We start from the raw sequence: 13,603 nt of genomic DNA, 5'->3' as shown, positions 1-13,603 counted from the left end.
GTTACTTTCATTGGGGTATACAGGGGGATGTGTGCTGAGTCTCGGAAAGAGCAAGCAGGGACTGCTGGGCGTGGATGTCAGCTCCGCCGCCGTGAAGGTGCTGGAGCTGGCCCGGCAAGGTAAGGGCTACCGTGTCGAGGCCTTTGCGGTGGAGCCGCTGCCGGATGGTGTGATGGTGGACAAGGTCTGCCAGGACACCGAGGCGGTGGGGAACGCACTCGCCCGCGCGGTGAAGCGCTCCGGCACAAAGCTCAAGCACTGCGCCATGGCTGTGCCGTCCTCGGCGGTCATCACCAAGACCATCCAGATGTCGGCCACGCTCAGCGACACTGAGCTCGAGGGCCAGGTGTTCGTCGAGGCCGATCAGTACATCCCCTACACCCTGGAAGAGGTCAATCTCGACTTCCAGGTCCTCGGCAAGAACGAAAAGAACCCCCAGCTGGTCGACGTCCTGGTCGTCGCCTCGCGGCGCGAGAACGTCGAATCGCGTGTGGCGATCGCCGAATCCGCCAAGCTCACCCCCGAGCTGGTGGATGTCGAGGCCTACGCCATCGAGCACGCCTCTGAACGACTGGTCGAGCAGATCCCCGATCGCGAGAACAAGCCCATCGTCGCGATTGTCGACGTCGGCTCATCGGTGACGGCGGTGTATGTCGTCAGCCAGACCGAGGGCGTGATCTATACCCGCGAGCAGAATTTCGGCGGCCGCATGCTGACCGAGGAGATCATGCGCCGCTACAGCATGAACTATCAGGAGGCCGGCTCCGCCAAGATGAGCGGTGACCTTCCGGCCGACTACGTCAGCAATATCCTCGAGCCGTTCAAGCAGACGATGATGGATCAGATCCAGCGTCTGCTGCAGTACTTCTACGTGACCCGCCCGCAGGACTCGATCGACCACATCCTGCTGGGTGGCGGCTGTGCCGCGATCGCGGGTGTCGACGAGATGCTCGAGGAAAGTTCCGGGACCCCGGTATCCGTCGCCAACCCGTTCCGTGGCATGGCGCTTTCCCGTCGTGTGAATCAGCAGCGCTTCGCCAATGATGCCCCCGCGCTGCTTACGGCCTGTGGCCTGGCCATCAGGGGGTACGCCGGATGATCTACATCAATCTCCTCCCCTGGCGCGAGAAGGCCCGCGAGCAGCGGCGCAAGCAATTCTTCGGTGCCGTGGGCGGCGCGCTCGTGGTCGGCGTGTTGCTGGCGTTCGGCGCGCACACCTTTATGAGTGCGCTGATCGACCACCAGCAGTCGCGTAACCAGATGCTGGAGAGCGAGATCCGCGAGCTGGATCGAAAGATTGCTCGCATCCGCGATCTGGACGAGCAGCGCCAGGCCTTGATCGCGCGCATGGAAGTGATTCAGACCTTGCAGGCGCGCCGCCCAGAGGCCGTACATCTGTTCGATCAGCTGGTGGAGACGTTGCCGGACGGCACCTATCTCAACGAGGTGCGCCAGGAGGGCGAACGCATTCGTCTGACGGGGCGGGCCGAATCCAACACCCGGATCTCGACGCTGATGCGCCGCATCGACGCCTCGCCCTGGCTGGCCGATTCCAACCTGCAGATCATCGAGACACGTGAAGACGGCAGCCTGCAGGTACGTGACTTCCGCCTCGACGCCAATCAGGCGCGGCCTTCGGATGTTGAGGAGGATTCCTGATGAATATCAAGGAACTCAACGAGATCGACTTCAACAACATTGGTGAGGCGTCCTGGGCGGTAAAGGCGCTGATCCTGATCGTCATCGTTCTGGCCATCCTGGGGCTGTCCTATTACTTCTTCATCGGTGATCAGCGCACCGATCTGGAACGCGCCGAGAATCGCGAGGAGCAACTGCGCGCCGAATTCGAGGACAAGCAGCAGCGGGCCGCGAATCTCGGGGCCTACGAGGAACAGCTCGAAGAGATGGAGCGGATGTTTGCCTCGTTGCTGGAGCTCTTGCCGAGCAGCGCCGAGATCCCCAGCCTGCTGGTGGATATCTCGCAGACCGGCTTGCAGGCCGGGCTCGAGATCGAGCTGTTCGAGCCGCGCGGCGAAAACCGACGGGATTTCTATGCCGAGGTGCCGATTCGGCTGCGGGTGCGCGGTGACTACGAGGATCTGGCCGAATTCGTCAGCGGGACCTCGGCGCTCCCGCGCGTCGTCACCATGCACGACATGCACATTCGTCGGGGCAATTCCGATAACGATCTGCTGATGGACGCCACTGCGCGCACCTACCGCTACCTGGAGGACCACTGATGCGGAACCCTGCACAGCGATCCCTGGGGGCGGCCCTTGCGCTGGGCCTGGTGGCCACATTCGGGTTGTCGGGTTGCGCCCCCGACAAGAGCGACCTGCAGCGCTACATTGCGGAGATCAATGAGCGTCCGGGCAGCGGTATCGACCCGATCCCGACACTGGAGCCGCACGAGCCCTACTTGTATCCGGGGCACACCCGCTCCCCGTTCGATTCCTCCGTAATTGCGCAGCCCGAGCTGGCGGCAGCCCAGGGCGAGCCCGGCGACGCCGAGGTCGACCCGGATCGCCCCCGCGAATTCCTCGAGAGCTTCCCGCTGGATTCCTTGCGCATGGTGGGGTCGCTGGAGCAGGACGAGGTGCGTTATGCCCTGGTCCGTACCCCCGATCGGGGTATTCAGCGCGTGACAGTTGGCAATTACATGGGTGAAAACCACGGCCGTATCGTCGAGATCACAGCCACCCGGGTGAAGCTGGTCGAGGTGGTCCCGGACGCCTTCGGCGGGCACGTGGAACGCGAAAACTCCGTGGCGCTGGCCGACTAGCGGTTGGGGGAGCAGAACAATGATGAACCGAATGGGCCGCAAGACCGGCAACAACTACAGGGGATTACACATGGGTTCTTCCATGCGCGCGCTGGCGGGCACCGTGATGGCGGCTTTGCTGTTCATGGTTTCGCAGGGGGTGGCGGCGACCGAACTGGAAGAGATTCGGGCGGCCAGCATTAGCGGTGACCGGGTGCAGGTGAATCTGCGCTTTTCCGGGACTCCGCCCGAAGACGTGCGGGCCTTTGCCATCGACTCCCCGCCGCGGATCGCACTGGACCTGCCGGACGCTGGCAATGCGCTGCGCAGCCGCGAGACGGACCTCAATGTGGGCCCGCTGCTGACCGCCACGGCGGTCGAATCCGGTGATCGCACGCGCGTGGTGCTGAACCTGACCCAGCCCTCCGAGTACCAGACCCGGGTCGAGGGCAACAACCTAATCCTGACGCTGGGCCGCGGGGTTTCCGAGGCCGACAGCGATGTCCAGCAGGTGGTCGATCGTGCCGGCGAGCCCTCCGAACGGGCGACGCGCAGTGCGCGCCCGGTCGAGATTACCGGCATCGATTTTCGTCGCGGTTCCGAGGGCGAAGGCCGAGTCGAGATCGACCTGTCGCGCTCGGGGGCCGAGGTTAATGTGCGCGAGCAGGCGGGTAAGGTTGAACTGACGTTCCCGCGCGCTCGTGTGGACGAATCCCTGGAGCGCCGATTGGACGTGCTCGATTTCGCCACACCGGTTCGCACCATCGACACCGTGGCCGAGCGCGAGCGTGTGCGCATGGAAGTGGGCGCGCATGGCGAATACGAAGTCCTCTCCTACCAGAGCGATCGCCGCTTTGTGCTGGAGGTTGCGCCGATCACCGAGGCGGAGCGCGAGGCGCGGCGCCGCGAGGAAGAGCAATTCGAGGGCGAGCGCCTGTCGCTGAATTTCCAGGATATCGAGGTGCGCTCGGTCCTGCAGCTGCTGGCCGACTTTACCGATCTCAACATCGTGGTCAGCGATACCGTGGGTGGCAATATCACCCTGCGCCTGAACAACGTGCCTTGGGATCAGGCACTGGATATCATCCTGCGCTCCCGCGGGCTCGACAAGCGCATGGACGGCAACGTGCTCTATGTGGCCCCGAGCGAAGAGATCGCGGCGCGCGAGCGCCTGGAGCTTGAGGCACAACGCGACCGCCAGGAGCTGGAGCCGCTGCGCACCGAGTTCGTGCAGATCAACTTCGCCCAGGCCCAGCAGATCGCCTCGCTGATCCGCGGCGACGAGACCGGCCAGTTCCTGTCCGATCGCGGTAGCATCACCATCGACAGCCGCACCAATACCCTGCTGGTGCAGGATACGCACAGTCGGATTGAGGATGTGCGCCGCTTGGTGCAAACCCTAGACGTCCCGGTGCAGCAGGTGCTGATCGAGACACGAATCGTGATTGCTGAGGATAATTTTCAGCGCGATTTGGGCGCCCGATTTGGGATCAGTGGAACTAGAGGTCAAGGCCGGCGCACTCAGGCCGGAGTGGGAGGTTCCTTGGCTGCAGCGGACGTAGCTCGAGATGGAGGGACTGCCGCACTGGGTCGTCGTCTAGCCGCAGATGGGTATCAAGAATATAACTACGGCAATGAGTTTGGGATGGGGAATCGACTCAGCAGTTCCCTTCCGGCCGAACCTACCCGTGCGGCAGGGGTGGGATTCAGCATCCTTCGAAGTGGAGTACTCCTCGACCTTGAGCTCTCGGCTCTCCAGGTAGAAGGCCGTGGCGAGGTAATATCGAGCCCTCGCGTTGTAACTGCCAACGGTCAGACGGCCCGGATTGAGCAAGGTGAAGATATTCCTTATCAGGAGGCGACCGCATCAGGGGCTACTTCTACACAGTTCATTGAGGCGCTTTTGAAGACTGAGGTGACTCCTCAGATTACGCCGAACGGGAACATCATCATGGATATCCTAGTTACGCGGAATAACCGCAGTAACGAACCGCCCGTACAAGGTGTACCGGGCATCTCCAAACGGGAGGTTGAGACGCAGGTTTTCGTTGGAAACGGAGAGACTGTTGTCTTGGGTGGTGTCTATGAGATTGAAAGCTCGGATGTGCTGGAGAAAGTGCCTTTCTTTGGCGACATCCCGTTCCTCGGTAACTTCTTCCGAAATCGACAGAACGAGAACCGGAAGGCAGAGCTCTTGGTCTTTGTAACGCCACGTATCATCGAGTGAATCAAAGCCGAGTGATGAAATGAAGAAGCCGGGGCCTGTCCCCGGCTTTTCTTTGGCCAGCGAGGCCAGTAGCCTTGCCGCCATGCAGAACATTGTCCTGGTAGGGCCCATGGGGGCCGGCAAGAGCACAATCGGGCGCGGGCTGGCGGGGCTGCTGCGGCGCCCGTTCTTCGACACCGATCAGGAGATCCAGCGGCGTACCGGCGTGGATATACCCACGATCTTCGAGTTCGAGGGCGAGGCGGGTTTTCGCAAGCGCGAGTCGGCGATGCTGCAATCGCTACTGGAACGCGATGGAGCGGTAATCGCCACAGGCGGCGGAATCGTCGAGCGCCCGGAGAACCTTGACCTCCTGCGCGAGCACTTCGTGATCTACCTGCGCGTCCCGGTGGACGAGCAGTTCCGGCGCACGCGCCGCAATCGCAAACGCCCCCTGCTGAACGAGGTGGCAGACCCACGGGCCAAGCTGCAGGAACTGTTCGAGCGCCGTGATCCGCTTTATCGGGAGATTGCGAGCATGACACTGGAGGGACGGGGACGACGCGTGCGCGATGCCGTTCGCGGGGTCTGTGATGCCCTCAAGGTCCAGCGTCCGGATCTGTGCCAGCCCCGTTCAGAGGGCTGAGCCTTTCGCGCCAGAACCGCTTGCACGTCAGTGCCGGGTGGAGCCGCCCCCATCCGGCACGAACATCCCCTGCTGCGAGGGCGGTGCGCGGCGTCCGTGCGAGGCATGGTGAAACTGGAGTCGCCAGCTATCGCCGCTGCGGCGCCAGGTCTGGCTGATCAGGATGGTCCCGGTGGCCGCGACATCGCCGGGGCGGGTAATTGCCTCCTCGATCACGAGACTCAGGCTTTCGGTCGTTTCCTGGCGCCCGACGATGCGCGGCTCGATCCCGATATTCAGCTCGCGTGCGAATACCAGCAGCCAGCTCTCCATCACCTCGGAAACCCCGCGATGCGCGCGTGGGCTGCCCGGGTGCACGCAGACGATATCCGGGCGTTCTGCCCATAACCGCATCATCCGCTCAATGTCCGCGGCACGAAAGGCCTCGTAGTAGGCCGCCAGGCGTTCGTCGCTCGCCCCGCCCATCAGTGCACCCGTCCTGTATCCCAGGCCGGCGGCGGGTCGGGATCGGGGCTGGCATGATGCAGGAACATCCGCCAGCTCTCGCCCTCGAGGCGGTAACCATTCGTGGCCAGCATCACGCCGCGGCGTTCGCCGCTGACGTAGAGGTTTTCGCGCAGGGTGTGGATCACCAGGTCCTGCCCCGGGATGATGTTCAGCTCGGTGCGGTGGATCACGACGCCTCGCATGTTCGGCAGGATGTCGTCCCAGCTCTCGAGGATGACGTCGGTCCCGAGCAGGCGCTCGCCCCCGGGGTGAATACAGACGCATTCGGGACTGTCCAGCCAGATCGTGCGCATGGCGTCGGAGTCGCCTGCTTGAAAGGCCTCGTAGAACGCCGCCTCGGCGGTTTCCGGGGAGGGGAAGGTTGCCATGCCGCTCGTCGTGATCGGGTGAGGCCACATTGTCGCAGGCTGTCGTCGGGATGTCGCGGATGACGCCGGGCTTCGCGGCCCGCACAATACAGCCCGGTCGAATGACGAGAGCAGCATGGCGCGTATCCTGACAACGGGCATTGCAACCCTGGATCACACTCTGGACGTCGAGCGCTATCCGCGCGAGGACGACGAAATTCGCGCCCTGGCCAGCTCCTCTCAGCCAGGGGGCAACGCGACCAACACTGCCCGCATCCTTGCGCAGTTCGGTCATCGTGCGGCCCTGGCCGCCGTGTTCGCGGAGGATGGGTCGGGTAACTGGCTGCGGGAACGCCTTGAGGCGAGCGGCGTCGATACCGGCGCGTGTGTGCGGCACCCGGGCGCGACCCCGACCTCGCATATCCTGCGTTCGCGCGACTCGGGTAGCCGTACCATCGTGCACCACCGCGACCTGCCCGAGCTGAGTGCAGCCGATCTGCGGCGGATCGCGTGGGAGGAGTACGACTGGCTGCATTTCGAGGGGCGCCAGCCGGAGACCTTGCGCGAGATTCTGCCCCGGGTCCGCGAAGCCGTAACGGATCAGCCGATCTCCCTGGAGCTGGAAAAGCGTCGCCCAGGGCTGGAGGCGTGTCTGGAGTGGGCCGATGTCCTGATGCTGTCGCGCGATTGGGCGCAGGGGATTGCCGCACGCCCAGAAGAGGCCGCGGCCGAACTGGCCCGCCGTTACCCCGGGCGCATCGTGACCGTCACGGCCGGGGCCGAGGGTGCCTGGCTCGCACAGGATGACCTGCATGTGTACTGCGCGCCGACACCGGGTCTGCGTGTCGTCGACAGCGTGGGGGCCGGCGATACGTTCAATGCCGGCCTGGTTGATGCACTGGTCTCGGGCGAGCCCCCCGAGCAGGCGCTCGTGGCGGGCGTGCGCCTGGCAGAACGCAAGCTCCAGCAAACGGGATTCGATGCCCTCGGCAGCGGCTGACGCCGATAGGGAAACACTGATTCCTTAGAGGTAGTCGTCCAGCCAGGCCTGCAGATCTTCTTCCTCGACTTCGCCGCGATGGGTATCACGGATGATGCCGTCACGGTCAATCAGCACCGTGTAGGGCAGTGCGCCGATCCGATTTCCGTACTTGCGACCGACTTCCACGGCCTCGTCCTGGCCGATCAGGATCGGGAATTCGATCCCGAAGTCATCGACGAAGTGCTGGGTCGCGCTGAGTTCATCCACGGCGACCGCGACGATGGTGAAGCCATCATCGCGATGTTCTTCCCAGATCTCCTGGAACAGCGGCATCTCTTTCTTGCACGGCGGGCACCACGTGGCCCAGAAGTTCAGCACGATCAGGTCGCCATCCCATTCGCTCAACTGGCGGTCGTTACCGTCCAGATCCGGAAGGGTAAAGTCGATGCGGCGGTCGCCCTGGGCCTCTTCGGCGGCGGCCTCCGCGGCTTCACCCCCATTCGCCTCGGCGGTATCCATTTCCGGCGTGGGGTCCTCGCAACCGGCCAGCAAGAAGGCGCTGGCGGCGGCAAGGGCGATCCAGCCAAATGTGTGCGAGCGATGCTTCATGGCGTCACCCCGAGCGCATTTTCTACATGGGCCAGGAAGCGGTCGGCGTTCAGGTAACCCACGTTGCGGTAGTTGCGCAATTCGTTACCGTCGGAATCCCAGAAGATCATCGCGGGCGGCCCGAACAGGTTGAACTCGCGCATCAGGCTCCGGTGCTCGGAGGTGTTGTCGGTCACATCCACCTTGAGCAGGTGCACGTCCGCCATCGCACTGATCACGCGCTGGTCCTGGAAGGTCGTTCTTTCCAGGCGCACACAGTCCACGCACCAGTCGGCATAGAAGTCCAGGAACACCGGCTGGTTGTTGTTCTGGGCCTGTTCCAGCTCGCGTTCCAGGTCATCGAGGCTGTCGATGTAGGTGAACTCCATCTCCGTGGGGCCGGAGCGTTCGCCACTGGCCGTCATCGTCGGCTGGTTGAGTGTGGCCAGCGGGCGGAAGACGTCCTTGCCGCCGGTGGCCGCGCCCAGCATCAGCAGGATGCCGTAGATCAGAAGGACTACACCCAGGCCCTTCCACAGCGTGTACCAGCCCGAACTTCCCTCCGGCAGGGTGCGCAGCGCGCCCATGTACACCGCCGTCACGATCAGCAGGATGGCCCACAGGAACATCGCCAGCTCGCCCGGGATCACCCGTTCGAGCAGCCAGATCCCGATCGCCAGCAGACCCACACCGAATACCGCCTTGATGGTGTCCATCCACGGGCCGGCCTTCGGCAGCAGGCGGCCGGCCGAGGTGCCGATCACCAGCAGCGGGGCACCCATGCCCATACTCAGGGAGAACAGGGCGATGCCGCCCAGGACGGCGTCACCGGTATGGCTGATGTAGAGCAGGGCGCCAATCAACGGCGCGGTCACGCACGGGCCGACGATCAGGGCCGACAGGAAGCCCATGATCCCGGCGCCCATGTAGGTGCCGCCTTCCTGGCGGTTGCTGATCTGCGACAGCTTGCTTTGCACGCTGGCCGGCATCTGTAGTTCGTAGAAGCCGAACATCGACATCGCCAGTGCAATGAAGATCGCCACGAACGTGCCGATGATCCAGGGGTTCTGGAAGGCCGCCTGCAGGTTGGCCCCGGCCAGCCCCGCGAATACCCCGGCGATGGTGTAGGTCAGTGCCATCGCCAGCACGAACACCAGCGAGATCAGGAATGCCTTGCGGGTGGTCAGGTTCTTCTGCCCGATGATGATATTCGACAGGATCGGGATCATCGGGAACACGCAGGGGGTGAACGTCAGCAGCAGCCCGAAGCCGAAGAAGGCCAGGGCCACCAGCCAGATCTGACCATCGGCCAGCTGGGCCGCGATGCGGTCCTGCTGGGTGACGGGGGCGGCCGCCTTGTCGTCCTCTTCCGGGACGGCATCGGTGGTCTCGATCTCGTCCAGGGCTTCGTCGCCGGTCTCCGGCAGGGCGTCTTCGTCGGCCTCTGCGGCCAGGTCGGAGTCGAAGCTGACCGAGACCTCCTGGGTCAGCGGCGGGTAGCACACGCCCCCGTCCCAGCAGCCCTGGTAGTCAATCGCCAGAGTGATCTCGGAGACGTCGTCCGCGTCGCGCAGTATCGGGACCAGGATCTCGACCTGGTCGCGATAGATCTCGGTCTCGCCGAAGAACTCGTCCTCGTGACGTTCGCCCTCGGGCGGGTTGACCGGTCCCAGCTCGATCCCGTCGCCCTCGGCGATGCGCACGTCGAGCTGGTCGCGGTAGAGGTAGTAGTCCTCGGCGATTTCGAAACGCAGGATGACCGCATTCTGGCTGATGGCCTCGAGCGAGGCGGCGAAGGCCTCTTCCGGCTCGAGCAGGTCGTCGGCGGCACCCAGGTCGCCGGAGAGGTCGCCCATCTCGTCCAGGGCGCTGCGCTCCTCATCGACGGCTTCGTCTTCGGTCGCCTCTTCACCGTTCTCGCCCGGCAGGCCCGGGAGCTCCAGCGATACGGTCTGGAAGTGGGGCGGATAGCACACGCCGAGGTCGGCGCAACCCTGCGAGCGCGCGGTCAGTTCGATCTCGGTGCTTTCGGCCGCGAGGATCGGAAGCTCGATGCTGATCTCGTCGCGATAGGTCTCGACCTCGCCGAAGAACTCGTCGGTCTTCTTCTCGCCGTCGGGGATGTTCGGTTCGCCGAGCTCCAACCCTTCGCTCTCGGGTTCGAACTCGAACTGCTCGCGGTACATGTAGTAGCCGTCCGCGATCTCCCAGGTCAGGCGGATCGTGTCGGCGTCAATGGCCTCCGCGCTCAGGCTGAACGCATCATCCGGGTCCAGCAGATCGTCATCGAAGATGGCGTTCGCCAGGGCCGGGGTCAGCAGGAACGCGACCAGGAAGGTCGCCAGCCAGTTGCGCAGATTCAGGAGGTGCATTGCGTTATCCAGTTCAGGTAATCCGGGGACCCGTGCGTGATCGGCACGGCGATAATCTCCGGGGTCTCATACGGGTGATGTTCCGTCAGGTGGGCCTGCAACTCATCGCGGGCATCGACGGAGGTTTTGATCAGCAGTGTGACTTCGGAATCGGTCTCGATATTCCCTTTCCACACGTAAATTGAGCGTCCGGCCGGGAGGATGTGCACGCAGGCCGCCAGGCCGCGCTGGACCAGTTCACCCGCCAGGGTCTCGGCCTCGGTGGGGTCGTCCAGTGTGGTGAGTACCAGCCAGGCGCGCACGTTCGAGTTGTCGGGTTCCTTGTCCGGCATCATCGACTCTTGGGCATCAGGAGTTTGTGCGAAGTTCGATCCGGGCCGGCTGGCCGGGGCGCAGCACGGCATCGTCGCTCGGCGAGAATTCGGCCTCGATCCGGTATCCCTGATCCTCGTCTTTGCCTACAAGTTCCCAGCCGATCCGGTCGATCGTGCCCGAAAACTCGTGCTCGCCAACCGTAATCGTGACCTCTTGCCCCTCGCTGAGCGACTGAATGCGCTCCGGTGCCACCAGGGCGCGGACCCGCATGGTGTCCCCGGCCCCCAGTACCGCCAGCACGGCCGGCGCCAGGGCGGGATTCACGAACTGGCCGGGGGAGACATCAATACGCGTGACGCGGCCGCTGGCTGGCGCGCGGACTGTGGCGTCGTCGCGATCGGCGCGCGCCCGGTCGCGCTGGGCGCGGGCCTCGGCCAGGCGCGCGGCGACGGTGGCCTGCTGGATGCGTGCCAGTTCCACCTCGCGCAAGGCGATCAGGGTCTGGTCGTACAGGTCCTCCGCCTTTTCGACCTCCCGATTGGCCTCGTCCAGTTCCAGTTGCAGGCGCTCGATGGCGGCCTGCGCGGCACGCAGGTCCGCCTCGACCCTCCGCGTATCCAGGCGGAACAGGGCGGCGTCCTGGTCGACATGCTCGCCCGGGCGGACCTCGATCGTCTCGATCTTGCCGGCCACCGGTGCTGTGATGCGGTAGGTCTGGCCCCAGTCGAGCTGACCCTCAAGTGCGTCGCTGTCGTCGGTCGCCAACCCCGTGGAGGGCAGTACCAGCAGGGCGCAACAAGCGAGCGCCGAGAGCAGCAGTCGTCGGCCTGGGTTGCCCGGGATCAGGCGATCGATGGACATCGGGTGTTCTCCCTCGGGGCGCCCGCGGGCGCGCATTCGTTATTCCCGTTCTGCCATGGCCGTGCCGGCCAGGCGAAAGGGGCTCAGGTCGCTACGGCCGGTCAGCAGCGCGAGGCGCTCGTAGACCATGGCCAGTTCGAACTCGGTCTGGGCATTGAAATAAGCCGCCGCACTTTGCTGGACCATCGAGTCGCCGAGATCGGCCTGGTCCTCGATGTCGTACAGGTAGCGGGCGCGGTCGATATACAGCTGGCGATAATCCATGCGCCATTCGGCCTCGTCACGCTGCATCCGCAGGGCCTGGGCCTCGTGATAGAGCTCGCGCAGGCGGTTGCGGGCCTCGATCCGTGCCTGCCCCAGGTCCGCCTCCGCGCGCTGCCGGGCCGCGACCGCATGCCCGACCCGGCTGTCCTGGCGGCGCCCCTCGTACAACGGCACTTCCAGCACGAGCCCGGCGGCAAAGGGGTTGCGATCGCCGCCAAACTCGCGGTTCCAGTAGCCCGTCTCGGCCTCCGCATACAGGCGTGGGCGGCGCTGGGCGCGGGCCGCATCCACGCCGCGTGCGGCGGCCTCTACTTGCAGGCGCTCGGCGGCAAGGGTTGGATTGGCGCTGTCGAGTTCGGCCATCAGGTCGTCCAGGCCCGGGAGGTCCGGGAGATCCAGCGGCAGGGCGGGCGCCAGGACGGTGCGGATGCGCTCGCCGGGTCGGTTCAGGGCCTCGGCCAGCTCGTCGCGGGCTCGGCGCTGATTCTGCAGCGCGCGCTGGCGCTGCACGCGCAGGGTCTGGTACTCCGACTCCAGGCGAAAGACCTCGATATCCGAGACCTGTCCACGCTCGGCGCGTTCTTCCGCACGCTCCTTGCTGACGAATGCGGCTGCCATGGCCTCGGTGTCGCGGGCAAAACCGAGATCGGCGAGCAGGACGTTGAAGTACCGCTCCATGACATGCAGCGAGTGCCGGGCGTGCGCCAGAACCTCCATCTCGCGGGCGGCCTCGAGGCGCTGGGTGCTGGCGGCCTCGCGCGCGTTCGACTGGCCGAAGTCGCTCAGCAGCTTGCGGGCGACGATGGTGGCCCGCGAGTCGTTGCGGCTCTGATCCGGGGCGAGGTCATTGGGCTCGATCCAGCGAGCCTCCAGCCGCGCATTCACCGTGACGTCGCGCCCGGCCTGGGTGCCGGCCAGTTCCTGTTCGGCGATCTCGCGTTCCGCCCGCGCCCGTCGGACCTGTGGGTGGAGGGCGTCGACCGCGGTCAGCGCGCTTTGCAGCCGCAACGGCTCGGGCAGTGGTTCGGGATCGATCACGCCATCTGCCGGAGTGTCCAGTGCGCCACCGGTGGCAGGCAAAAGCGCAACGCCGAGTGCGACGAGGCTGGCCAGAAGGGGCGTTACGATTCGACGCCGCGCTTGCCGGCGCGCCGCATGTGCTGGATGCATTGGAGTACCTATCGTCCAGCGCGTTCGCGACGGAAGCGGGTGAAATTCCCGTCTTCGTAATGCCCTTCGGCGACGAATTCGCCCAGCAGCAGGAATTCGTCGACATCCCGGGTAGCCCCGGTGAAGCGAGCAATGGGTTCGCCTTCCAGGTTGAAGAACTGGAATACCGGCGTTGCACGCACCCGAAAATCGCGGGTGGCGAAGTCCATCATCGTCTTGGTATCGCCCTCGAAGGTGACGACCTCAATCGAGCCTTCGACATCCACCGCGAAGATGCGGAAGCGGTCCTTGTAAAACTCCTGCACTTCCGGCTGATTCAGGACCTGATTCTTCATGCGGTGGCAGAACGGGCAGTCATCCATCTCGAAGAACAGCAGGATGCCTTTCTTGCCGGCCTCGCGGGCCTCTTCCAGTTCTTCCTGGAAGTCGCCGAAGGTCGGGTCGAAGAAGTGGTGGTTCGGATCGCGCGGGTCTTCCACGCCAGCGCTGCCCAATCCCGGGAGCAGCAGGAGCAGGGCCGCCAGCAGGGCGGGGAGCAGGGAAATGATGCGGCGCGGTCTCATGCGGCTGGGCTCCGGATTTCT

15 protein-coding genes are annotated in these 13,603 nt (G+C 64.7%); 7 read left to right on the top strand and 8 right to left on the bottom strand.

Going from position 1 to position 13,603, the window contains the following annotated elements; translation table 11 throughout:
* Positions 1 to 31 precede the first annotated feature (31 nt).
* The 6 genes from G015_RS0100750 to G015_RS0100725 all read left to right on the top strand — a co-directional run bounded on the left by G015_RS0100750 (position 32) and on the right by G015_RS0100725 (position 5,613).
* Positions 32 to 1,099 (top strand): pilus assembly protein PilM, encoded by a 1,068-nt coding sequence (locus G015_RS0100750; protein ID WP_018139042.1) that lies wholly within the window; start codon positions 32 to 34, stop codon positions 1,097 to 1,099.
* The gene (locus G015_RS0100745; RefSeq protein WP_018139043.1) at positions 1,096 to 1,659 is read left to right on the top strand and encodes a PilN domain-containing protein; all 564 of its coding nucleotides are present in this window, start codon (positions 1,096 to 1,098) and stop codon (positions 1,657 to 1,659) included. Before G015_RS0100750 ends, G015_RS0100745 begins: the two co-directional genes overlap by 4 nt.
* Positions 1,659 to 2,240, top strand: coding sequence for a type 4a pilus biogenesis protein PilO (locus tag G015_RS0100740; RefSeq protein WP_018139044.1), 582 nt, complete (start codon positions 1,659 to 1,661; stop codon positions 2,238 to 2,240). Before G015_RS0100745 ends, G015_RS0100740 begins: the two co-directional genes overlap by 1 nt.
* Positions 2,240 to 2,782 (top strand): pilus assembly protein PilP, encoded by a 543-nt coding sequence (locus G015_RS0100735; protein WP_020146010.1) that lies wholly within the window; start codon positions 2,240 to 2,242, stop codon positions 2,780 to 2,782. Before G015_RS0100740 ends, G015_RS0100735 begins: the two co-directional genes overlap by 1 nt.
* A gap of 31 nt (positions 2,783 to 2,813) precedes the next feature.
* Positions 2,814 to 4,988: a type IV pilus secretin PilQ gene (pilQ, locus tag G015_RS0100730; RefSeq protein WP_198011979.1), complete on the top strand. Its 2,175-nt coding sequence runs from the start codon at positions 2,814 to 2,816 to the stop codon at positions 4,986 to 4,988.
* An 82-nt stretch (positions 4,989 to 5,070) separates the two neighbouring features.
* Entirely contained in the window at positions 5,071 to 5,613 is a 543-nt protein-coding gene (locus G015_RS0100725) for a shikimate kinase (RefSeq protein ID WP_020146008.1), read from the top strand.
* A gap of 27 nt (positions 5,614 to 5,640) precedes the next feature.
* Here G015_RS0100725 and G015_RS0100720 read toward each other — a convergent pair whose 3' ends face one another.
* Together G015_RS0100720 and G015_RS0100715 are read right to left on the bottom strand one after the other, a co-directional pair.
* Positions 5,641 to 6,078, bottom strand: coding sequence for a nuclear transport factor 2 family protein (locus G015_RS0100720; protein WP_018139048.1), 438 nt, complete (start codon positions 6,076 to 6,078; stop codon positions 5,641 to 5,643).
* Positions 6,078 to 6,488, bottom strand: coding sequence for a nuclear transport factor 2 family protein (locus G015_RS0100715; protein ID WP_018139049.1), 411 nt, complete (start codon positions 6,486 to 6,488; stop codon positions 6,078 to 6,080). Before G015_RS0100715 ends, G015_RS0100720 begins: the two co-directional genes overlap by 1 nt.
* Before the next feature lie 115 nt (positions 6,489 to 6,603).
* Between G015_RS0100715 and G015_RS0100710 the strand changes: the two genes are divergently transcribed.
* Entirely contained in the window at positions 6,604 to 7,467 is an 864-nt protein-coding gene (locus G015_RS0100710) for a PfkB family carbohydrate kinase (RefSeq protein ID WP_019592220.1), read from the top strand.
* Positions 7,468 to 7,491: 24 nt separating this feature from the next.
* On the opposite strand, the gene G015_RS0100705 is transcribed toward G015_RS0100710, so the two are convergent.
* From G015_RS0100705 to G015_RS0100680, 6 genes are all read right to left on the bottom strand, one after another.
* Positions 7,492 to 8,058, bottom strand: coding sequence for a TlpA disulfide reductase family protein (locus G015_RS0100705; RefSeq protein WP_019592219.1), 567 nt, complete (start codon positions 8,056 to 8,058; stop codon positions 7,492 to 7,494).
* Complete coding sequence (gene dsbD / locus G015_RS0100700; RefSeq protein WP_020146007.1) at positions 8,055 to 10,409, bottom strand: protein-disulfide reductase DsbD; 2,355 nt, start codon at positions 10,407 to 10,409, stop codon at positions 8,055 to 8,057. Before dsbD ends, G015_RS0100705 begins: the two co-directional genes overlap by 4 nt.
* Positions 10,397 to 10,744: a divalent-cation tolerance protein CutA gene (gene cutA / locus G015_RS0100695; protein WP_018139053.1), complete on the bottom strand. Its 348-nt coding sequence runs from the start codon at positions 10,742 to 10,744 to the stop codon at positions 10,397 to 10,399. The genes dsbD and cutA overlap by 13 nt, the downstream gene beginning before the upstream one ends.
* A gap of 13 nt (positions 10,745 to 10,757) precedes the next feature.
* Positions 10,758 to 11,621 carry an efflux RND transporter periplasmic adaptor subunit gene (locus G015_RS0100690; protein WP_020146006.1) on the bottom strand — a complete coding sequence of 288 codons (864 nt, stop codon included), beginning with the start codon at positions 11,619 to 11,621 and terminating at the stop codon, positions 10,758 to 10,760.
* A 3-nt stretch (positions 11,622 to 11,624) separates the two neighbouring features.
* Positions 11,625 to 12,887 carry a TolC family protein gene (locus tag G015_RS0100685; protein ID WP_018175265.1) on the bottom strand — a complete coding sequence of 421 codons (1,263 nt, stop codon included), beginning with the start codon at positions 12,885 to 12,887 and terminating at the stop codon, positions 11,625 to 11,627.
* A gap of 140 nt (positions 12,888 to 13,027) precedes the next feature.
* A complete protein-coding gene (locus G015_RS0100680) occupies positions 13,028 to 13,582 on the bottom strand; it encodes a thioredoxin family protein (protein WP_018139056.1) in 555 nt (184 codons plus the stop codon).
* Positions 13,583 to 13,603 lie beyond the last annotated feature (21 nt).

The sequence above is a fragment of the Thioalkalivibrio sp. ALJ15 genome (assembly GCF_000383695.1).
GTDB lineage: Bacteria > Pseudomonadota > Gammaproteobacteria > Ectothiorhodospirales > Ectothiorhodospiraceae > Thioalkalivibrio.
This window is presented reverse-complemented; position numbering and strand designations above follow the sequence as displayed.

Bases quoted from the DNA above. Each gene is read 5' to 3' on its own strand.
- G015_RS0100705 (WP_019592219.1), bottom strand. From the start codon at position 8,058: ATGAAGCATCGCTCGCACACATTTGGCTGGATCGCCCTTGCCGCCGCC.
- G015_RS0100710 (WP_019592220.1), top strand. From the start codon at position 6,604: ATGGCGCGTATCCTGACAACGGGCATTGCAACCCTGGATCACACTCTG.
- G015_RS0100740 (WP_018139044.1), top strand. From the start codon at position 1,659: ATGAATATCAAGGAACTCAACGAGATCGACTTCAACAACATTGGTGAG.
- G015_RS0100735 (WP_020146010.1), top strand. From the start codon at position 2,240: ATGCGGAACCCTGCACAGCGATCCCTGGGGGCGGCCCTTGCGCTGGGC.
- G015_RS0100745 (WP_018139043.1), top strand. From the start codon at position 1,096: ATGATCTACATCAATCTCCTCCCCTGGCGCGAGAAGGCCCGCGAGCAG.
- G015_RS0100725 (WP_020146008.1), top strand. From the start codon at position 5,071: ATGCAGAACATTGTCCTGGTAGGGCCCATGGGGGCCGGCAAGAGCACA.
- pilQ (WP_198011979.1), top strand. From the start codon at position 2,814: ATGGGCCGCAAGACCGGCAACAACTACAGGGGATTACACATGGGTTCT.
- cutA (WP_018139053.1), bottom strand. From the start codon at position 10,744: ATGATGCCGGACAAGGAACCCGACAACTCGAACGTGCGCGCCTGGCTG.
- G015_RS0100690 (WP_020146006.1), bottom strand. From the start codon at position 11,621: ATGCGCGCCCGCGGGCGCCCCGAGGGAGAACACCCGATGTCCATCGAT.
- dsbD (WP_020146007.1), bottom strand. From the start codon at position 10,409: ATGCACCTCCTGAATCTGCGCAACTGGCTGGCGACCTTCCTGGTCGCG.
- G015_RS0100720 (WP_018139048.1), bottom strand. From the start codon at position 6,078: ATGGGCGGGGCGAGCGACGAACGCCTGGCGGCCTACTACGAGGCCTTT.
- G015_RS0100680 (WP_018139056.1), bottom strand. From the start codon at position 13,582: ATGAGACCGCGCCGCATCATTTCCCTGCTCCCCGCCCTGCTGGCGGCC.
- G015_RS0100715 (WP_018139049.1), bottom strand. From the start codon at position 6,488: ATGGCAACCTTCCCCTCCCCGGAAACCGCCGAGGCGGCGTTCTACGAG.